The sequence below is a fragment of the Streptomyces sp. NPDC029292 genome, assembly GCF_055569295.1.
This window is the reverse complement of sequence record NZ_JBVHXR010000011.1, coordinates 213,587-233,570: the sequence shown is the minus strand read 5'-3', so window position 1 is coordinate 233,570 and position 19,984 is coordinate 213,587. Positions and strand designations below refer to the sequence as shown.

The 19,984-nt window shown below is 72.0% G+C and carries 17 protein-coding genes and 2 pseudogenes; 8 read left to right on the top strand and 11 right to left on the bottom strand.

Going from position 1 to position 19,984, the window contains the following annotated elements; translation table 11 throughout:
• Positions 1-48: 48 nt before the first annotated feature.
• From ACZ4WS_RS24620 to ACZ4WS_RS24605, 4 genes are all read right to left on the bottom strand, one after another.
• Positions 49-690 carry a PadR family transcriptional regulator gene (locus tag ACZ4WS_RS24620; RefSeq protein ID WP_467983366.1) on the bottom strand — a complete coding sequence of 214 codons (642 nt, stop codon included), beginning with the start codon at positions 688-690 and terminating at the stop codon, positions 49-51.
• Between the two features lie 18 nt (positions 691-708).
• A complete protein-coding gene (locus tag ACZ4WS_RS24615) occupies positions 709-1,245 on the bottom strand; it encodes a DinB family protein (protein WP_467983365.1) in 537 nt (178 codons plus the stop codon).
• 102 nt (positions 1,246-1,347) lie between these two features.
• Positions 1,348-2,808 (bottom strand): aldehyde dehydrogenase family protein, encoded by a 1,461-nt coding sequence (locus tag ACZ4WS_RS24610; RefSeq protein WP_467983364.1) that lies wholly within the window; start codon positions 2,806-2,808, stop codon positions 1,348-1,350.
• A gap of 140 nt (positions 2,809-2,948) precedes the next feature.
• Positions 2,949-3,773 (bottom strand): helix-turn-helix domain-containing protein, encoded by an 825-nt coding sequence (locus ACZ4WS_RS24605; protein WP_467983501.1) that lies wholly within the window; start codon positions 3,771-3,773, stop codon positions 2,949-2,951.
• A gap of 358 nt (positions 3,774-4,131) precedes the next feature.
• On the opposite strand from ACZ4WS_RS24605, the gene ACZ4WS_RS24600 reads away from it, so the two are divergent.
• The gene (locus ACZ4WS_RS24600) at positions 4,132-4,626 is read left to right on the top strand and encodes an ATP-binding protein (protein WP_467983363.1); all 495 of its coding nucleotides are present in this window, start codon (positions 4,132-4,134) and stop codon (positions 4,624-4,626) included.
• Positions 4,627-4,718: 92 nt separating this feature from the next.
• Here ACZ4WS_RS24600 and ACZ4WS_RS24595 read toward each other — a convergent pair whose 3' ends face one another.
• From ACZ4WS_RS24595 to ACZ4WS_RS24580, 4 genes are all read right to left on the bottom strand, one after another.
• On the bottom strand, positions 4,719-4,979 hold the full coding sequence (locus tag ACZ4WS_RS24595; protein WP_095935699.1) for a DUF397 domain-containing protein: 261 nt from the start codon (positions 4,977-4,979) through the stop codon (positions 4,719-4,721).
• Positions 4,980-5,193: 214 nt separating this feature from the next.
• The gene (locus ACZ4WS_RS24590; RefSeq protein ID WP_467983362.1) at positions 5,194-5,655 is read right to left on the bottom strand and encodes an SRPBCC family protein; all 462 of its coding nucleotides are present in this window, start codon (positions 5,653-5,655) and stop codon (positions 5,194-5,196) included.
• A complete protein-coding gene (locus ACZ4WS_RS24585; RefSeq protein ID WP_467983361.1) occupies positions 5,652-6,020 on the bottom strand; it encodes an ArsR/SmtB family transcription factor in 369 nt (122 codons plus the stop codon). The genes ACZ4WS_RS24590 and ACZ4WS_RS24585 overlap by 4 nt, the downstream gene beginning before the upstream one ends.
• A 43-nt stretch (positions 6,021-6,063) precedes the next feature.
• Positions 6,064-6,426 (bottom strand): VOC family protein, encoded by a 363-nt coding sequence (locus tag ACZ4WS_RS24580; RefSeq protein ID WP_467983360.1) that lies wholly within the window; start codon positions 6,424-6,426, stop codon positions 6,064-6,066.
• 65 nt (positions 6,427-6,491) lie between these two features.
• Between ACZ4WS_RS24580 and ACZ4WS_RS24575 the strand changes: the two are divergent.
• The 3 genes and pseudogenes from ACZ4WS_RS24575 to ACZ4WS_RS24565 form a co-directional block, all read left to right on the top strand.
• Positions 6,492-6,599: pseudogene (locus ACZ4WS_RS24575) on the top strand (50S ribosomal protein L28); the annotation flags it as partial.
• Positions 6,599-6,903: pseudogene (gene rpsN, locus ACZ4WS_RS24570) on the top strand (30S ribosomal protein S14). The pseudogenes ACZ4WS_RS24575 and rpsN, both read left to right, overlap by 1 nt.
• 53 nt (positions 6,904-6,956) lie before the next feature.
• Positions 6,957-7,481 (top strand): hypothetical protein, encoded by a 525-nt coding sequence (locus ACZ4WS_RS24565; protein ID WP_467983359.1) that lies wholly within the window; start codon positions 6,957-6,959, stop codon positions 7,479-7,481.
• Between the two features lie 32 nt (positions 7,482-7,513).
• Here the strand turns inward: ACZ4WS_RS24565 and ACZ4WS_RS24560 are convergent, their stop codons facing one another.
• Complete coding sequence (locus ACZ4WS_RS24560; RefSeq protein WP_467983358.1) at positions 7,514-9,742, bottom strand: FUSC family protein; 2,229 nt, start codon at positions 9,740-9,742, stop codon at positions 7,514-7,516.
• A gap of 130 nt (positions 9,743-9,872) precedes the next feature.
• On the opposite strand from ACZ4WS_RS24560, the gene ACZ4WS_RS24555 reads away from it, so the two are divergent.
• Complete coding sequence (locus ACZ4WS_RS24555; protein WP_467983357.1) at positions 9,873-10,385, top strand: DUF4232 domain-containing protein; 513 nt, start codon at positions 9,873-9,875, stop codon at positions 10,383-10,385.
• A gap of 51 nt (positions 10,386-10,436) precedes the next feature.
• Here ACZ4WS_RS24555 and ACZ4WS_RS24550 read toward each other — a convergent pair whose 3' ends face one another.
• Entirely contained in the window at positions 10,437-11,558 is a 1,122-nt protein-coding gene (locus tag ACZ4WS_RS24550; protein ID WP_467983356.1) for a DUF2786 domain-containing protein, read from the bottom strand.
• 99 nt (positions 11,559-11,657) lie between these two features.
• Between ACZ4WS_RS24550 and ACZ4WS_RS24545 the strand changes: the two genes are divergently transcribed.
• The 3 genes from ACZ4WS_RS24545 to ACZ4WS_RS24535 all read left to right on the top strand — a co-directional run bounded on the left by ACZ4WS_RS24545 (position 11,658) and on the right by ACZ4WS_RS24535 (position 16,416).
• Positions 11,658-12,404 carry an ABC transporter ATP-binding protein gene (locus tag ACZ4WS_RS24545; protein ID WP_467983355.1) on the top strand — a complete coding sequence of 249 codons (747 nt, stop codon included), beginning with the start codon at positions 11,658-11,660 and terminating at the stop codon, positions 12,402-12,404.
• A gap of 38 nt (positions 12,405-12,442) precedes the next feature.
• Positions 12,443-14,572 carry an ABC transporter permease gene (locus ACZ4WS_RS24540; RefSeq protein WP_467983354.1) on the top strand — a complete coding sequence of 710 codons (2,130 nt, stop codon included), beginning with the start codon at positions 12,443-12,445 and terminating at the stop codon, positions 14,570-14,572.
• Positions 14,573-14,724: 152 nt separating this feature from the next.
• On the top strand, positions 14,725-16,416 hold the full coding sequence (locus ACZ4WS_RS24535; RefSeq protein ID WP_467983353.1) for a bifunctional 3'-5' exonuclease/DNA polymerase: 1,692 nt from the start codon (positions 14,725-14,727) through the stop codon (positions 16,414-16,416).
• Here ACZ4WS_RS24535 and ACZ4WS_RS24530 read toward each other — a convergent pair whose 3' ends face one another.
• Entirely contained in the window at positions 16,417-19,935 is a 3,519-nt protein-coding gene (locus ACZ4WS_RS24530) for an AfsR/SARP family transcriptional regulator (RefSeq protein WP_467983499.1), read from the bottom strand.
• Between the last annotated feature and the right edge of the window lie 49 nt (positions 19,936-19,984).

Here is a 19,984-nt window from a genome sequence, read left to right as displayed (position 1 = left end):
CGCTCGCCGCCGCGCGGAACGGTTTCGCGGCGCACGCACCGGGCGCGCTCACCGCGCATCCCCCGGATGCGGCTCCCCCGTCGCGTACGGGTTCTCCTCGCCCTCCTTGAGTACGCCCACGAACGGCTCGCCCTCCCCCGCGAAGGCGTAGGCCCCGCCCTCGATGCGCACGATCAGGCCGCGCGTCCACTCGGCGTCGGCGTCGGCGGAGTGGACCCACAGGTTCATGATCTCGCCGATGTGACCCAGCTGTTCGGGGCCGCCCTCGGGCACATAGTGCTCGGTCACGGCGGCCCGCCACTCCTCGATCTTCCGGATCCGCTCCCTCAGGAGTGCCACCGCCTCGTCCCTGGGCAGGTCGACGATGAAGCCGATGGCCGCCGACTTGACGTCCATCTTCTGGTCGTACGACGTCAGGGACTCGCGCAGCAGCGCCAGGAACTCCTCGGTGCCCTTGTCCGTGATCTCGTACTCGGTGCGCGGCGGGCCGCCCGCCGTGGAGGGCGCGATCTCGTGGGCGAGCAGCAGTCCCTGCTTCGCCATCTGCTTGAGCGCGTGATAGATCGAGCCGGGCTTGGCGTTGGACCACTCGTTCGCGCCCCAGTACTCCAGGTCGTTGCGCACCTGGTAGCCGTGGGCCCGCCCGTGCTGCCGGACGGCGCCGAGCACGAGGAGACGGATCGCAGACATGCGGTCCAGGTTATGACCTCAGTTTTCGGCGAGAGCGACCAGCTCAAAGGCCGTCTTTCCGTCCAGGGACTCACGGATGATGTCGGCGTGCCCCGCGTGCCGGGCCGTCTCGCGGATCAGGTGGAGTGCCAGCCAGCGCATCGAGACCCGCCCCTCGGGCGGGAACCACGGGTCGTTCGGCAGCGCGAAGGTGTCGTCGAGGCTGGGCACCGAGCGGAGAAACGCCTCCGTCTCGGCGGCGACCTTCTCCCAGTGCGCGAGCTCCGACTCGGCGCTCTCGTCGCCGACGAGCACAAAACACTCGTGCCAGTTCGACTCGTCCCGCTTGACGGCGGGCCGCTCGCCCTTGGCGCGGGCGATCCAGCCCTGCTCGACCTCGGTGACGTGCTTGAGCAGGCCGGAGAGCGAGAGCTCGCTCGCGCTGGGGCGCGAAGCCGCCTGCTCCTCGGTCAGCCCCAGCAGCGCCCGCCGGATGCCGCCACGCTGCTCCTCCAGGAAGGACAGCAGCGCCCCGCGCTCGTCGCCCTGCGTCTCCGCCGCTACGTGAGTGACCATGACCGGCCGCCTTTCATCGGTTCCTGTTGCCTGGCACCGATGAAGCTACGGGCCCTTGCGGTCAGCTTCTGTCCGCAAGGGCCCGGCGACGACGCAGAGTCTTCAGAACGGGAAGAAGCTCCGCCCGTGCTGCACCGAGATCCACTTCTGGGAGGTGAACGCCTCGACCGTCGCCTCGCCGTTCAGGCGGCCGATGCCCGAGTGCTTCTCGCCGCCGAAGGCGACCAGGGGCTCGTCGTGGACGGTGCCGTCGTTGACGTGGAACATGCCGGTGTCGATCTGCTTGGCGAAGGAGACACCGCGCTCGACGTCGGCGGTGTGGACGGCGCCGCTCAGCCCGTACGGGGTGTCGTTGACGAGGCGGACCGCCTCCTCCTCGCCGTCGAAGGGGACGAGGAAGACGACCGGGCCGAAGATCTCCTGCTGGAGGAGGGACGAGTCGGCGGGGACGTCGGTCAGGACGGAGGGCTCGACCAGGTTGTCGGTCGTCGTGCCGTGCACGAGGGCCGTGGCGCCCTCGGCGATCGCCTGGTCGACGGCGCCCGAGATCGCGTCCGCCTGCGAGGAGTTGATGACCGGGCCGATGATCGTCTGCGGGTCGCTCGGGTCGCCGACCTTCAGGGTCTTGACCTTGGCGACGAACTTCTCGGTGAACTCGTCCGCGATCGAGCGGTCCACGAGGACGCGGTTGGCGGCCATGCAGACCTGGCCCTGGTGGACGTACCGGCTGAAGACCGCCGCGTCGACCGCGTAGTCGATGTCCGCGTCGTCCAGGACCACCAACGCGCTGTTGCCGCCCAGTTCGAGGATCGCGCTCTTGAAGTGCGAAGCGCAGACGGTGGCGACGTGGCGGCCGACCTTGTCGGAGCCGGTGAAGGAGATGACCTTGGGGACCGGGTGCTCGATGAAGGCGTCGCCGATCTCGGCGATGTCGGTGATGACGACGTTGAGGAGACCGCCGGGGAGGCCCGCGTCCTCGAAGATCTTCGCGACCAGGGAGCCGCCGACGATCGGGGTGTTCTGGTGCGGCTTGAGGACCACGCCGTTGCCGAGCGCCAAGGCGGGCGCGACGGACTTCAACGAGAGGAGGAAGGGGAAGTTGAAGGGGCTGATCACGCCCACGACGCCGACGGGGACGCGGTAGACGCGGTTCTCCTTGCCGTCGATCGGCGAGGGGATGATCTTGCCCTCGGGACGCAGCGCCAGCTGGATCGACTCGCGCAGGAACTCCTTGGCGAGGTGCAGTTCGAAGCCCGCCTTGAGGTGCGTGCCGCCGAGCTCGGCGATGATCACCTCGGTGATCTCGGCCTCGCGCTCCTCGATGATCCTGAGGGCCTTCTCGAAGACCGCGCGACGGGCGTACGCGTTGGTCGCGCCCCATGCCTTCTGGGCGCGCTCGGCCGCGCGGTAGGCCTGATCGACCTCGTCCACCGTGGCTATGGTGATCGACGCCAGCTTCTCGCCGTCGTACGGGTTGAAGTCGATGATGTCCCAGGAGCCGGTGCCCGGGCGCCACTCGCCGTCGATGTACTGCTGGGCCAGGTCGGTGAAGTAGGACGACATGTGCTCCCTCAATCCCTGTGCTGCCGAAGCAGACATCCGATCACGGTCTGATCACGCGTCATCGTACTTGTGTTTCAAGGGAGTTGGAGAACACCTCCGGGCAGTCTGTGAAGACTCTCAGGAGAATGCCAGGGGCACTTTCAGGACAGCTGGAGCAGCCCCCTGAGCAGATCGCGGCTCTCCGACGGACCGGGGCTGTCCTGTTGCAGCTGCTTCAGCGCGCCCTCGTACTGCGTGACGTCCTCGCGCTTGTCCAGGTAGAGCGCGCTGGTGAGCTGCTCCAGATAGACGACGTCCGACAGGTCGGACTCGGGGAAGCTCAGAATGGTGAAGGAGCCGCTCTCGCCGGAGTGCCCGCCGAAGCTGAACGGCATGACCTGAAGTCGTACGTTGGGGCGCTCCGAGACCTCGATCAGATGCTGGAGCTGTCCGCGCATCACCTCGCGGTCGCCGTACGGGCGGCGCAGGGCGGCCTCGTCGAGGACGATGTGGAACTCCGGGGCGTTCTCGGAGACGAGGTACTTCTGGCGCTCCAGACGCAGCGCGACGCGCCGGTCGATGTCGGCGACGCTCGCGCCCTTCATACCGCGCGCGACGACCGCATGCGCGTACGCCTCGGTCTGCAACAGGCCGTGCACGAACTGTACTTCGTACACCCGGATCAGGTGGGCCGCGCCTTCGAGGCCGACGTAGGTCGGGAACCAGCTGGGCAGGACGTCGGAGTAACTGTGCCACCATCCCGCGACGTTGGCTTCCTTGGCGAGCGAGACCAGGGAGGTGCGCTCCGCCTCGTCGGCGATGCCATACAGCGTCAACAGGTCTTCGACGTCACGCGTCTTGAAGCTCACCCGTCCCAACTCCATGCGGCTGATCTTCGATTCGGAGGCACGGATCGAGTACCCGGCCGCTTCCCGGGTGATCCCGCGCGCCTCCCGCAGGCGCCGAAGATGTGACCCCAGCAGCATGCGCCGCACCACCGAGCCGCTCGACTCACCAGCGCTCACGTTCGTCCGCCTCCCCAACCGTCTTCAAGGGCCGAAGTCTGCCACTAAAACACTTCAAGCAGTACTCGTTCGATTACGGAAACGGAAAGTAGCCAAAGGAGCCGCACGGGAAGAGGTCAGAAGAGGGGCAACAAGAGGGAAGAAGGTGACAGAAGAAATGAGCAAGAAGCGGTAGAGGAAGGTCCAATTCGGGCGCGTGCACGTGCATCTGCCCTTGCATCTGCTGTACGCATTCGGAACCATGGTCCCCGCGCCACCGCTGCATCGCAACGACCGCGAACACCCGGGAGTGCCTCGCATGGGGACGAATGGATCGACCATGCTCGAGCCCTTACGGCAGGGACTTCCGCCGCTCGATCCCGCGGCTGTGTCCAACGCCGCTTCCTGCGCCCTGCCCCCTCGCTATGAAGCGGTGCGCGAAGCACGGCAGTTCACCCGCAGAACGCTCGACCAGTGGGACATCGGCGAACGCTTCGACGACGTCTGTCTGGTGGTCTCCGAGCTCGTCACCAACGCGCTGCGGCACGCACTGCCCTCGGACACGCCCCGGGACGACCAAGGCCCGCCCGTGCGGCTGCACTTGATGCGGTGGACCTCACGTCTGGTGTGCGCGGTGCGCGACCCCAGTCACGACAGCCCGGTCGCGGGTGACTCGGACGACTTCTCGGCGGAGTCGGGCCGCGGCCTGTTCCTGGTCGACTCGTTCGCCGACAGCTGGGGCTGGCACCCGCTCGCGGGCACCCTCAGCGGCAAGGTCGTGTGGGCGCTGTTCCGGCTGCCGCCGGCGGGGCCGGCCGCACTTCCGGCCGAATAGCGAACCGCGGCGCCTTTTGGCGCCGCGGTTCTACGCGCGTTACACACCGTTGAACGGCCATCGCGCTCGGTCGCGTACTCAGGGGCCCGTCATCAGCCCGCGATCAGGTGATCGAACTCGCCGTCCTTGATGCCCAGGAGCATCGCTTCGATCTCCGCACGCGTGTAGACGAGCGCGGGCCCCTCGGGGAACCGCGAATTCCGCACGGCCACGTCACCGCCGGGCAGCCGCGCGAACTCCACGCAGGATCCCTGCGAGTTGCTGTGCCGACTCTTCTGCCAGGCCACCCCATTCAGCTCGGTCGCGGCCATGCCGTTGTACACGTCATCCACGTCGTACACGTCGTGGTCCACAGGTCGCTCCCCGGTCGTGCAGTGGCTGAAGTGGCCATAGATGCAGTGGTCAACTGACCCGGATCATAGCTCTGTTCATGTGCAGATGCGTGGGCAGATGCACGTGCACGCGGGGTGGTCCTGCGGTTACAGCTTTTACCGGCCCTTGACTACCGGCTGCTGTTCGCTTGACTACGGCCTGCTGCTCGCCGGGCTGCATACGGAGTACGTCCGGCTACATCCGGTCCAGCGCCTGCCCCAGAGATCGCAGGACATGCGACCTCCAGCCCCCGTCCATGATCTTCCGCGCCATCATCTGTGCGGGATCGTCCGGATCGAATCCCTCGTGTACTAGGAACAGACGCGTACCGCGGCCTTCGTGTTCCAGTGTCCAAGTAATGGTCCAGTCCGCAGGATTGGCCGGATCGGTGTCCGCCCACCGGACGCGCAGCATCCGCTCCGGCTCGTACGCGAGAACCCGCACGTCAACGCTGCCGGAGAAGTTCGAGTTGGGCCGCGGTACGGACGTCAGCGTGTACTGGTGGCCGACTTCGAGCCGGAAGTTTTCCGACCCCTGCATCTGCCACTGCACGAGCAGCTCGGGCTCGGTGAGGGCGCGCCAGACCTTGGCGGGCGGGTGCGGGAGGAACTGGTCGACGCGGATGGTCGTCAGGTCAGTCTCTGGAACGGAGTTCATGTCTCGGCATCGTCGGGCATGCGGTCCAGGAGATCGCCGAGGCCCTTGAGCCTGTCGCGCCAGAACCGCTCGTACGGATGGAGCCAGTCCTGTACGTCGGCGAGCGGCGCGGCCTCCAGCCGGTAGATGCGCTGCCGTCCCGCACGCTCCTCCGACACCAGCCCGGCGTCCCGGAGCACCTTGAGGTGTTCGGAGAGGCTGGGACGCCGCATGTCGAAGTGGTCGGCCAGGGCCTGGACGGGCTGGGGCCCCTGCTCGCGCAGCAGGCGGAGCACCTCGCGGCGCGTGGCGTTGGCGAGCGCGGCGAAGATCTGGTCCTCGCGAGCGCCGGCCCCAACCTCGGCCCCAGTCCCGGTCACAGTCATGGCGCGCTCAGAAGCCTTCCTTCTCCGTGGCCTTCTTCGTGGCCTACTCCGTGATCAGCATCAGACCGTTGCCGTCCGGGTCGCGGAACGAGGCCATGCGGCCCCAGGGAAGGTCGTCGGGACCTTCCACCGCGACACCCGCGGCGGCGAGCCGCGCGCAGTCGGCGTCGACATCGGTCGTGACCAACATGATCCCCCGGGTCTCGCCGGGCGTAAAACCGCCCATCCCCGGACCCGAGAGCGTGAAGACGGTCTGCGCCCCCTTCGGGGCGACCTGGAGCCAGCGCCCGGGCGGCATGTCCAGGTCGGCGGTGACCTCGAATCCGAGTACGTCCGCGTAGAAGCGCAGGGCGCGGTCCTGGTCGGCGACGGGGAGGGTGACGAAGGAGGCGTGGGTGATGTTCATGAACCAAACGATAGGTAGGAGATTCCCTACGCGTCAACCGTAGGGAATCTCCTACCTATGAGTGGGGCCGCCACGTACGGCTGCGGCTGAGCGCGAAGGGGATCAAGACGGTCGACACGATCGGCGCCGAGGCCTCCGTGGCGAGGACTCGTGCCCGGGGAGTGAAGGTCTGATGGCGAAGCGGAGCGAGATCACGAAGAACCAGAGGCGCCATGAGTCCGTCGCGCGGTACGCCGCCCGGCGGGCCGAGCTGAAGGAGATCATCCGCAGGCCCTCGTCGGGCGCTGCCGAACGGCTCGCCGCCCAGGAGGAATTGTGCAGGCAGCCGCGCGACGCCGGCGCCACCCGTGTACGCAACCGGGACAGTGTGGACGGCCGCCCCCGCGGCTGCCTCCGCACCTTCGGCCTCTCCCGGGTGAATCTGCGGGAGAGGCGCAGGCGGGATTCCTCCCGGGGGTTCTCAAGTCCTCCTGGTAGCTTGCTGCGGTCGTTCCGGCGACCCGGCATCATCACCACCCTTGGGGGCTTCAGTGACTTCGGCGACTTCGGCGACGGCTTCGGCGGTCTTCCCGCGTCGGCAGGCGCGTATCGCGGCCGCGGCGGCGGGTCTGACGGCCGCGCTCGTGCTGACCGCGTGCAGCAGCGACGGCGGCGGTTCCGGTGACAAGTCCGCGAGTCCCAGCGCGTCCGCGAGCGGGACGGCCGACACCAGCGGCGGAACGGGGAGCAGCACGTCCCCCGCGGGCAAGCTGGCGGGCAGCTGGCTGGCGACGACCGACGGCAAGGCCGTGGCTCTGGTGATCACGGGCAAGCAGGCCGGGCTCTTCGCCACGGGGGGCACCGTGTGCAGCGGTACCGCCGGTGAGGAGTCGGGCATGCAGATGATCCATCTGACGTGCACGGACGGGAACAAGGACCGGGCCACCGGCATGGTCTCGAAGGTCGACTCCACGTCCATGCGGGTCAAGTGGGAGGGCTTCGGCCAGGAGATCTACACGAAGACCGAGGGCGGGCAGCTGCCGACGGGGCTGCCGACGGCGAGCCTGGGCTCCTGACCGGTTGTTCGGGCTCCTGACCCGTTGTTCGTCTACCGGCGGGCCGCGGAATTCTTCGGGTTCCGCGGCCCGTTCGCGTGTCCGGGCCCGCGGTCGCTCACCGTCATCGGAGGTACGGCGGCGTCGAGGGCCTCGGACAGTTCGACGAGGGAGTCCAGGAGGAGGCCCGCGCCCCGGCGGACGAACGCTTCGGGGCCGTCCTGCGGGACACCCTCGGCGTCCCAGGCCTCCAGGGCCTCGCGGACGGCGTCCCAGCGCGGCACGCGGCGCTCCCGTACGGCCCTCGCGCCCTGGTGGGTGGCCTTGCGCAGGGCCTCGGCGAAGCGGGCGGCGGCCGGGACGGGGGGCGCGTCCCGGTCCGGGAGGTGGGCCTCCAGGAGCATCGCGACGCGGCCCATCTGGGCGAGGGCGTCCTCGGTGTCACGGGCCGCGGTGCGGGACAGGCCCCGGTGGCGTACCGGCTCCTGCTGGGCGCGGGCCACGGCGGTGTGCCAGGCCGCGCGGGCGGTGCGCGAGGCGAGGAGGGCCTCGCGCACGTCGCTGCGGGCCCGTGGGTCGGCGATGGGGGTCCCACCTGCTCGAGCGAAGTCGAGAGCTTGGGGGAGGGTGACGGCGGCGGCGGCGTAACGGCCCTGCGCGGCCAGCCAGTCGGCGAGGCGGGTGCGCAGCCGCGGTGTCTCCCAGGCCGGGTAGACCGCGTACGCCAGCATCGCCAGCAAGCCGCCGAGCAGGGTGAGCAGCACGCGCTCGGGGACCGTCTGCGTCCACTGCTCGCCGCCCATGCCGAGCAGGAAGACGACGTACGCGGCCACGCAGGCCTGGGCGGCCACCTGACCTGTGCGCATCAGCAGGTACATCAGCCCCGCGCTGATCACGGCGAGGCCGCCCGAAAGGTACGTTCCCGGGTTCGCCACCTGTACGACCCCCGTGGCCAGCGCCACCCCGACGAGCGTGCCGGCGAAACGGGCGACCGCGCGGCTGTACGTCTGCGAGAAGTCCGGGCGCATGATCATGACCGAGGCCAGGGGTGCCCAGTAGCCGTGGCCCAGGGGGAGCCAGCTGCCGAGAAGGTAGCCGACGGCGGCCACCGCGGAGACGCGGGTCGCGTGACGGGTGATCTGGGAACCCCGGTGGAGCTCCTTGCGCATGGCCTTGAGGGCCACCGGGATGAGGCGCGGGAGCGTGGGGCGGAGGAGGGGGGCGGCCCCGCCGGGGTCACCCGCGGAGCCTCCCGCCGCGACGCCTCCCGTCGTGGCGCCCGCCGCTACGCCCCCCGTCGTGGCGCCCGCCGTCTCCACCACGTCCTGGATCAGCGTCCCGAGCCGCGTCGCCGCCCGGTACGGCGGCCCCGTCAGGATCGCCCCGGTGTCCGGGGTCTTGAACGCGGCGACCGCGCCCGGCGGAAGGGACACCGGAGTGCCGTGGCGGACGGCGTGGGCGGCGACGTCCAGGGTGGCGGCCGCGGCGTCGAGGAGTTCGCGGACGCGGTCGCGTTCGGGACCCTCGGGGGGTACGCCCATCGCCGGGTCGGCGAGGGAGGCGAGGACGGGGCGGATGCGTTCGGCGAGGCCCCGGGTGCCGTGGAGCTCGGCGGGGCGGTGGCGGGCCTGGCGCGGGGTGACGGCGGCCGCGTTGCGGGCCTCCATCAGCGGGAGCGGGTCGAAGGGCGCCACCGGGTCGTGGCGCAGCCGGCGCGCGTAGTCCGCCTCGGCGGCCAGGGCGTCGGCCAGCGCGTCACGGTGGGGACCCCAGCGCCGTACGGGAAAGAGCACGACCAGGGACGCCTGCACCACCCCGCCCGCGATCATCATCGCGCCGTGGCCCGCCGCCTCCGCGACCGAGGTCGGCAGCGTGACCGTGACCAGCATGATCGCGACGTTGGAGGTGGCGATCAGGCCGATGGTCGGGCCCGCCGCCCAGCTCAGCCCGGCCAGGAACGTCCACACCACCAGCAGCGCCAGGAACAGGACCAGGTGGGAAATGGTGAGATAGCCGACGAACGTGGAGACGGCGAGGCTCGCGCCCGAGGCGAGCGCCAGCTCGGGACGCGGCCGCCAGCTGCGCTGGAACGTCGCGATCGCCGCCTGGAACGCCCCGAACGCCCCGCCCGCCGCCGCCCCGGGCCCGAACGCCCACAGGCTCACCGCGATCACCAGCGCGAGCCCGGCGGCGCCGCGCAGCGCGACCAGCGGTTCAAGACGCTTCCGCTCGATCGTCAGCCCCGAGCGGGTGGTCTCCTTCAGCGCCCGGAGCCAGCTCATTCCGTCAGCGTACGGGAGGTTTCAGGGTATTTACGGCCTATGAGATGCGTATGGGCCGGGGGCCGCGGAACGCGCGCGCACCGATCTGCGTGATGATCCATGAGCACCGCCACAACCTCAGGGGAACACCATGCGCGCTCTACCCATCGCCGTCACCGTCCTCGCGGCGGCCCTCGTCCTGACCGCCTGCGACGACAGCGGCGACGGCAGCAAGAAGGCCTCCGACGCGTGCAGCGCCGACCAGGTCGGCATGCAGGTCGGCCCGGCCAACACCGCCCCGGCCGCCGGAGACACCGGCGACATCCCCGTCACGATCACCAATCGCAGCAGCACCTGCACGCTGAAGGGCTTTCCGGGCCTGGAAGTGCAGGGCGGCGGCGTCTCCACGGACATCGTCGCGGACAAGTCCGCGAAGCCGGTGAAGCTGACCCTGGCGGAGAACGACACCGCGTCCTTCACCATCACCTACGTACGGGGCAAGGCGGGCGACGCGAAGAGCCTCGACACGAAGACGCTGAAGATCAGCCTGCCCGGCGCCACCGCCTCGCAGACCTTCCCCTGGTCGTACGGCGCCATCGCGGGGAAGGGCGACGCGGGCACCCTGAACGCCTCCGTGAGCCCGTTCCAGCACGCGGGCGACTGAGCGATTGAGCCGCCGGCTCCTGCGTCACGGCAGGAGCCGTCGGCTCTCGCGTCACCGCAGCGGTGGCCGTCCCCTGACCTGCGCCCGGTCCGCCGCCGCGGCCCCTTCCTGCCACCCGGCCGCGTCATTGACCCCGCGCATCCGGGTGGTCACCGTTTCCGGGAACATCCGCTCCATGTGGTCCGCGACCGCCACGTCGCGGGCCACCAGCACCGGCAGCAACGCGCCCTCCGTGGCCGTCACCTGGCCCTCGGCGGCGGACGCCAGCCGGTCGCCGATCCGGTGCGCGTACGCGGCGAGGAAGGACTGCCGGAAGGTCTTCGTACGCTTGCGGCCACCGGCCCGCTGTGCCGCCTCCGCCTTGGTCATCGCGGTCGTGGCCTGCACCAGCAGCGAGGTGTAGAGGAGCTCGACCGCCTCCAGATCGGCTTCGAAACCGACGACCGTCGAGAAGCCGAGGGATTCGTTCCACACGGCCCGGCAGCGGTTCGCCCCGGCCACCGCGTCCAGGAGCACCGCCTTGGCCGTCTCGTACGGCGACTCGACCCCGATACGGCAGGCGCCGGGCGCGTCCTTGGCGTGCGTGCGCGCCGCGAGCAGCGCCTCGTCGATGCTGTGTCGCGCCATCAGCTCCTGCGCCTTGGCGCTCAGCGCCTCCGCCTCCTCCGGGAACCCGGTCGCCTCGGCCTTCGCGAGCAGCGCGCGGATACGGGTGAGCATGCGGGAGTCCTGGGCAGCCGCCTGCCGGGGCGGGTCGAGGGGCTCGAGGGGCTCGATGGAGGGCAGGCGGAGCAGCAGCCGGTACAGCTCCAATACGGCGGTGGCGTAGGAGAAGCGGTCGGTGCGGGGTGCCCTGGACCCGGCCTTCAGCTCTTCGAGCTGCGCCGCCCAGCGCGGGCCCCGCGGCTCGCGGTTCCCCGCGAGAATCAGCGCCGACACCAGGCGTACGTGTACGTCGTCCAGCTCGCGCCGCACGAACCGTACGAGGTCGGCGGGCTGCCAGCCCCGGCGCCAGGCCGCCGCGACGAACTCCTCGCCACGTCGGGCGAGTTCGGCGTCGGACGCGAGGTCGGCCGCGAGCAGTGAGGCGCCCGTGTCGAGGGTCGCGTCGGTGTCGGCGTAGAGCGCGGCCTCGAAGGCGCGCTCCACGGTGCTGGACGTACTGCTGCTCATACGTCGATCGTGTCACGGGCCCGGGTATGCCTGGCCCTACCCCCGGGACGCCCCCTGGTGGTCGTGTGCGCGGGCGCGGCGGACGGTTCGCTGGAGGGCATGACGACCACAGCCGTACGTATCCGATCGCTGCGCCGTGACTACGGCGCCGTCGCCGCCCTGGACGGGGTCGACCTGGACTTCGCCGCCGGGACCTTCACCGCCGTGATGGGCCCCTCGGGGTCGGGCAAGTCGACCTTGCTGCAGTGCGCGGCAGGCCTTGACCGGCCGAGTTCCGGGACGGTGGCCGTCGACGGGGTCGAGCTGGCCGGGCTGAGCGCACGCCGGCTGACGCTGCTGCGGCGGGAGCGGATCGGGTTCGTGTTCCAGTCCTTCAATCTGTTGCCGTCCCTGACCGCCGCGCAGAACGTGGCGCTGCCGCTGCGGCTGGCAGGGCGCCGCCCGTCACGGGCGGCGGTGCGCGAGGCGCTGGCCCGGGTGGGGCTGGCCGACCGCGCCGGGCACCGGCCGTCGCAGTTGTCGGGCGGGCAGCAGCAGCGAGTGGCGCTCGCGCGGGCGCTGATCACCCGCCCGGCGGTGCTCTTCGGCGACGAGCCGACGGGGGCGCTGGACACCGGCACCAGCCGTGAAGTCCTGTCGCTGTTGCGGGAGTTGGTGGACCGGGAGGGCCAGACCACGGTCATGGTCACGCACGATCCGGTGGCCGCCTCGTACGCGGACCGGGTGGTGTTTCTGGTCGACGGGCGGGCGAGCGGGGAACTGGCGGAGCCCACGGCGGAGGGCGTCGCCCGTCGGATGGCGGGGCTGGAGCGTGCCGCGACCGGGCCGGAGCGTGTGCCGTGCTGACCTTGCCCCTCTCGCCCCCTTCACCCTCCTTGCCCTCCTTGTCCTCCTTGTCCTCCTTGCGCACCCGCTGGGCCTCCTTCCTCGGCTCCTTCGTCGCCGTCGCGCTCGGGGTCGCCGTGATGACGGCGATGGGGCTCGGCCTCGCCGCCACCCTCGACGCGCCCGCGCGGCAGCCGACCCGGTTCGCGTCCTCGCCCGTCGTGGTGATGGGCCGGGACACGCTCACGGTGGAGGTACGGCGGGGACCGGGCACCGCGCTCGTGTCGGGGAAACTGGCGCATCCACACCCTGTGGACAGTGAACTGATCGGCGAGCTGAGGGCGTTGGGGCCCGTACGGCTGGACGGTGCGGCGCGGGACGCGGTCGGCGTCGACGCGCCCGCCGCGGCCGTACGACAGCTCGTCGGCGACCGTGCCCGGGTCCTCACCGGCGACGACCGCCACCGGGCCGACCCTTCCGCCGCGCGCGATGCCGAGGCGTTGACCGGGGTCAACGCCCTGCTGGGCACGGCGGCCGGGGTCACGACCTTCGTCTCGGTCTTCGTGACGGCCTCGACGTTCGCCTTCGTCGTGGCCCTGCGGCGCCGGGAGTTCGGGCTGCTGAGGATGGCCGGGGCGACACCCGGGCAGGTGCGGCGGCTGCTGCTCGGGGAGGCGGTCGCGGTGGGGCTCGCGGCGTCGGCGGCGGGGTGCGCGCTGGGGGCGCGGGCGGCGCCGTGGCTCCTGCGGGCGCTGGTGGACGGCGGGGTGGCGCCGTCATGGCTCACGCTGCGCGGGTCGGTGAGCCGGCCGTACCAAGTCGCCTTTTGTACCGGCCTGTTGGTGGCATTGGCCGGTGCGTGGACGGCCTCGCGGCGGGCGGGGCGGATCAGTCCCGTGGAGGCGCTGCGCGAGGCGTCCGTGGACACGGGTGTGATGCCGTGGTCGCGACGGGTGATCGGCTGCGGGCTGCTCGCCGTCGGACTCGGGCTGCTGGCCTGGACGCTGGGGACGGACCCGGCCGCACTGCTCAAGCGGAAGACGTACGCGACGCAGCCGATGGTCCTGGTCTCGGCGGTGGCCGCGCTCGCGCCCCTGCTGGTCCGTCCGGTCGTACGACTGCTGCCCCTGCGCCGGCTGCCCGGCGCGAGCGGGCTGTTGATCCGTGAGAACGCCCTCGCGTCCGTACGGCGCACGGCCGCCGTGGCGGCTCCCGTCCTGGTGACGGTCGCGCTGGCGGGCTCACTGCTGGGGTCGGCGGCGACGGTGACACAGGCGAAGGCGACGGAGGCGCGGGAGCAGACTCGGGGTCAATTCATCGTCACCGGCGCGGACTTGCGGGCGGTGCGGATGCCCGGGGCCACCGTGTCGGCGACCGCGTCCACGGCGGTCTTCGTACGGGAGGAGGAGACCGCTCTCGTACGGTCCGACGCGCGGGCGGTGAGCGATGTGGCGGCGTTCGCGTCGGTGTCCCGGCTGCCGGTGGTGGCGGGCGACGTACGCGATCTCGACGACCGTTCGATCATCGTCAACGAGGAGTGGGAGCGGCACGAGGTGGGCTCCTGGGTCCGGGTCCGGCTCGGGGACGGCCGGCCCGCCCGGCTGCGGATCGTCGCGGTGCTGGCGCGGGGCACCGGGGACAACGGGGCGTATGTCACCTCGGCGAACGCGCCGGGGGCCTCGGTCGACCGCCTCGATGTGCGGGTGGCGGCAGGCGCCGACCGGGCGGAGGTCGCGGCGGCGCTCCGGCCGTCCGGGGGGACGGTGCGGTCTACCGCGGCCTGGCTGGCCGCCACCCACCCGCGCACCGGTCCACAGACCCGCCTCGGGCTGCTGGTGGTCCTGGGCATCGCCCTTGTCTACGCCGCAATCTCCCTCGCCGGGACCCTGCTGATGGCGACCTCCGCGCGGGGTACGGAGCTGCGGTCCCTGCGGCTCGCGGGGGCCACCCGGGGGCAGGTGCTCCGGGTCGTCGCGGGCGAGGCGGTGGTGGGGGTCGGCGTGGGAGCGGTGCTCGGGGGTGCCGTCGCCGGGGTGAACCTCGCGGGGCTGGCGGCGGCGCTCGGGCGATTGTCGGCGCCGGTCGGGGTCGCCGTGCCCTGGGTGGAGGTGGGCGGGTGCGTGGGGGTCTGCCTGGTGATCGCGGGGGTGGCTTCGGTGGCGGGGGCTTGGCGGGTGGCTCGGGGGTGAGGCGACCGGCCGACGCACCGCCGCGGAGGAGGCCGGCGGCTGACGCACCGCGGCGGCGGAGACCAACGGCTGACGCACGCCGGCGGAGGAGGCGACCGGCTGACGCACCGCGTCGGACGCCGTTGTCAGACCCTCCTGCGAGACTCGGATTCATGACCGAGCGGTGGGCCCTCGCGCCGACCGAGGACGGTGGCGCGGAGGTCGCCGTCCTCGGCCCCGACGGGCTGCCCGTCGGCCCGGTCCGCAGGGAGCCGGATCTCGCGGGGGCCGTGCGGTCGCGGCCCGATGTGAGCCGCTGGGTCTGGCGGTCCACGGCCGACGTCTATCCGCGTCTGCTCGCCACGGGGGTGCGAGTGGAGCGGTGTTACGACGTCGAGGCCGCCGAGACCCTGCTGCTCGGCCACGAGGGGCGGCTCGGCGAGCCCCGGTCGGCGGCCGCCGCGCTGGCCCGGCTGCGCGGCGGCCCCGTACCGCCCGATCCGCCCCAGCGCTCCGCCGAGCCCGGTTCGCAGTCCTCCCTCTTCGAACCGCGCCCGGTCCACCTGCCGCTGACGGATCTCCTGGAGGTGTACGCGGACCAGCAGCGCCGCCATCACGCGACCGCGCACCCGGACCGGATGCACCTGCTCACGGCGGCCGAGTCGGCGGGGATGCTGGTGGCCGCCGAGATGAACGGAGCGGGGCTGCCGTGGAGCGCGGCCGTCCACCGCGAGGTCCTGCACGAACTGCTCGGGGAGCGCTACGCGGGCGGCGGCGAGCCCCGGCGCCTCGCCGAGCTCACGGACGAGATCTCGGCGGCCTTCGGCAGACGGGTCAGACCCGACCTGCCCGCGGACGTCATCAAGGCCTTCGCGCAGGCCGGGATCAAGATCAAGTCCACCCGGCGCTGGGAGATCGAGTCCCTCGACCATCCGGCCGTGAAGCCGCTGGTCGAGTACAAGAAGCTGTACCGGATCTGGGTCGCACACGGCTGGTCCTGGCTGCAGGACTGGGTGCGGGACGGGCGGTTCAGACCCGAGTACCTGCCGGGCGGGACGGTCACCGGGCGATGGGTGACGAACGGCGGCGGGGCCCTCCAGATCCCCAAGGTGATCCGGCGCGCGGTCGTCGCCGACCCCGGCTGGCGGCTCGTCGTGGCCGACGCCGACCAGATGGAGCCCCGGGTGCTCGCGGCGATCTCCCGGGACCCCGGCCTGATGGAGGTCGCGGGCCGCGAGAGCGACCTCTACCAGTCGGTGTCGGACCGGGCGTTCGCCGGTGACCGGGCCCAGGCGAAGCTCGCCGTCCTGGGGGCCGTGTACGGACAGACCTCCGGAGACGGCCTCAAGAACCTCGCCCTGCTGCGCCGCCGCTTCCCCAAGGCCGTGGCGTACGTGGACGACGCGGCGCGCGCGGGCGAGGAGGGGCGGCTCGTCCGGACCTGGCTGGGCCGCACCTGTCCTCCGGCGGTCGGCGCGTCCGACGCCGCTTCGGAAGAGGCGGGCATCCCGCAGGACGAGCCCGCCGAGACCACTCCCGACCAGGGCTGGATCCCCGGTTACGCCTCCTCCAACTCCCGCGCCCGCGGCCGTTTCGCCCGCAACTTCGTCGTCCAGGGCAGCGCCGCCGAGTGGACCCTGCTGGTGCTCGCCGCGCTCCGCCGCACCTGCGCGGACCTCGCGGCCGAGCTGGTCTTCTTCCAGCACGACGAGGTGATCGTGCACTGCCCCGCCGAGGAGGCCGACACGGTGGTGACCGCGATCCGCGACGCCGCCGACCTCGCGGGCCGCCTCACGTTCGGCCGGACACCGGTGCGTTTTCCGTTCACGACGGCCGTGGTGGAGTGCTACGCGGACGCGAAGTGATTACCGGGCGCGCTCCGCAAGGAGTTCCCTCAGCTCCCCCACCACCGGGGTGTCCGTCCCGTCCAGCGCTTCGAGGGCCAACTCCCACTGCTCGCACGCCCCTTCGGCATCTCCCCGCATCCGCAGCAGCAACCCCCGCTGATGCCGGGCGAGCCCCCCGGTGTACCGGTCGGCGCGGCGGTCGGCCCGGCACAGCAGCAGATCGCACTCGCCCGCGGCCCGCTCGCCGTGCCCCACACCGCGCAGGGCGCGCACCAGCCCGAGCCGGGTCTGCGACTCGCCGTGCCAGTCGCCGTGGCTGCCGAGAATGCGCAGGCTCTCCTCGAAGTGCGGTACGGCGGCGGCGGGTTCGCCGAGGGTGAGATGGGCGTAGCCGATGTTGCAGTGCGCGGAGTGCCGGACGATGAAGTCACCGATGGTCTCGCCGAGCGCGAGGCTCCGCTTGTGGTGGTCGATGGCGGCCCGGGGGTCGGTGTGCTCGTACAGGTTGCCGAGGTGGCTGTAGGTGACGGCCTCCGTGTGCGGGTCACCCAACTCCCGTGAGAGTTCGAGGCTTTGCAGCAGGGCGTCGCTGGACTCGGTGTAGCGGCCGAGCCCCTCGAGGAGCATGCCGCGGTTGTTCAGACCCCGCCGCACCCACGACAGGACCCCGAGCCGGCGCCAGATCGCCAGCGCCTCGTCGTTCAGGGCGAGGGCGTCGCTCGCACGGCCCGTCATGAAGTGCAGCCCCGCGAGGTCCCCGAGCGCGTACGCCTCGGCCGCCTCGTCCCCGAGCCGCCGTGCCGCGCCGAGCGTGGCCCGCTGGAGGACCTCCAGCTCGGCGACGCGGCCGCTGCGCTGGACGTACGGGTTGAACAGCCGCACCAGGACGGGAACGTACGCGGACGTCTCCGCGTACCGTTCCACCAGCGCGACCACGTTCTCCAGCTCCAGATCGCCCCAGGCGAAGGCCTCCTTCGCGGAGCAGAACGGCGGCGTGGCCGCGGCGTCCGCCGCGTGCGGGTCCGGCTGCGAGGCGGTCGCCCGGCCGCGGTCCTCGCGGTCGAGACCGGGCTCGACGATCGCCTCGAGAGCGCGCGCGGCGACACCGGCGTACCAGCGCAGGGCGCGCTCGGACACGTCAGGAGTGTGGTCGTCAGAGGTGCCCTCGCCGGACCTCCGGCACTCGACCGTCCCCGCGATCTCCCGGGCGAAGTCGCGGACGAGGTCGTGGGGTGCGTAGCGGCCGTACGCCGTCTCCTCCAGGAGGGCGACGTCGACGAGCCGGTCGAGGGCGGCCTCGGCACGGCGTTCGTCCGTGCCGGAGAGACGGGCGAGGAGGGGTGCCCCGTACGCGGGCAGGTCGAGCGCGCCGATACGGCACAGGGCGAGCGCCGCGTCCCGGTCGGCCTCCCGCTCGGAGGCGCGCAGCGCGTCATGGGCGACGGCGAGTGACCTGCGGACACTCAGGTCGTCGTATTCCAGGTGGTGCAACCGCCCTTCGGTGGCGGTCAGTTGACCGGCGAGCGCGTCCGGCGTGAGCGCGCCGCGCGCGGCGAGGCGGGCGGCCACGACACGGAGGGCGAGCGGCAGCCGTCCGGTGAGTTCGACAAGGGGATGCTCGCCGTCGAGCCCGTCCTCCCGCCCGGAGACCGCGCGGAGCAGCGCCGCGCTGTCCTCGTCGGACAGCGGTGCCAGCGGGAAACGGTGGGCGCCGTCCAGCGCGGTGAGCGGCGAACGGCTCGTCACGATCACCGCGCACCCCGTGCCCGCGGGCAGCAGCGGCCGCACCTGCGCGGCGTGCGCGGCGTCGTCGAGCACCATCAGCGTGCGCGTCGGCGCGAGCATCGACCGGAGCAACGCGGCTGCCGCGTCCGGGTGTTCGGGGATCCGGCGCGGCTCGGCGCCGAGGTCGCGCAGGAGGGCGGCGAGCGCCTGTCCGGAGGAGAGCGGGGTCATGCCGGGGGTGGCCCCGTGCAGGTTGACGTACAACTGGCCATCGGGGAAACGTTCCCGCAGTCCATGGGCCGCGTGCAGGGCGAGCGCGCTCTTGCCTACGCCGGCCATGCCGCTGATGACGGCGATGCCCGGCCCGGTGGTCCCGCGCGCGCCATTCGTGTCCAGGGTCAGCCGGAGTGCCTCACGGATGTCTCCGCGGCCGGTGAAATGGGCGGGTGGGGGCGGGAGTTGGGCAGGTCTGGGCGGGGGCTGCTCCGTCGGCGGGACGGCGGTGTCCTGCTCTGCTCGGCCGGAGCTTTCGGTGCGGGTGTCCGGGGGCGCGTCGCGGTCCCGGTCCCGGTCGCGGTCCCGGTCCCGGTCGCGCTCGCGCTGCCGGTCGCGGTCCCCATCCCGGTCCCCGTCCCGACTCCGGCCCTGGCCTCGATCCCGATCCCGACTCCGGTCCCGGTCCCGCTCCCGCTCCCGCTCCCAGTCACGGTCCCGAAGAATCTCCAGGTGCGCCTCACGCACGGCGGGGCCCGGCTCCACGCCGAGCTCCTCGACCAGGCGGGCGCGCAGATCCCGGTGAACGGCCAGCGCCTCGGCCCGACGGCCGGTGCGGTGCAGCACGAGCATCAGGAGCCGGTGGAAGGCCTCACGGAACGGGTACTCGGCGACGAGGGCGGCCAGTTCGGGGGCGAGGCGGTCGAGCCGGGCGATCCCGGAACCGACCAGGCCCGCGGTCCCGAAACCACCGACCGACCCAGAGGATCCAGCACCGCCGACCGACCCAGAGAATCCAGCACCATCGACCGTCCCGGAGGATCCGGCACCGCCGACCGACCCAGAGAATCCAGCACCATCGACCGTCCCGGAGGATCCGGCACCACCGACCGACCCAGAGAATCCGGCATCACCAGCTGTCCCTGCGGACCCGGGCCCCCCAGCCGTCGCCAAACGCCCAGCCGTCCCCAGCCCTCCGGCACTACCCGAACTCCCTGCACCCCCGATGCCCCCGGCACCCCCGATGCCCCCGGCACCCCCGATGCCCCCGGAACTCCCGACACCCGCCGCCCCCGCAAGCTGCAGCTCAGCCTCGTACCGCCACTCCAGAACGAGCAGCCGCGCCTCCTCCAGGCGCTGGACGAGCGCGTGCGCACCGGGCTCGGTCGGGACCCCGCTCAGTGGTGTGCCGCGCCACAGCGCGAGCGCGGAGGTGGATGCGCTCAGCGCCCGCTCCCAGTCGCGCCCGGCATGCGCGGCGCGCGCGCCCATGACGTGGTGTTCGAAGACGCGGACGTCCAACTCGCCCTCGCCGACCCGCAGAACGTAACCCGGCGGCACGGCGCGCAGCCGCTCGGGATCGCCGAGGAGGCGCCGCAGCCGCGTCACGTGGTTCTGCAGCGATGCCTGAGCGGACGCCGGTGGCGCCCCGCCCCACAGCGCGTCCTTGAGGACGTCGACCGAGACGACCCGGCCGGGCTCCAGGAGCAACGCGACCAGCAGGGCGCGCATTTTGCCGCTGCCGATCGACCGGACGTCGCCGTCGGCGTCGTACAGGACCGGCGGCCCCAGCAGCCCGAACCGCAGCCCGTCCCGCATCACGCCGACCCACTGCCTTCCCGCGCGGCCGTTCCGACCGCACCCGCGG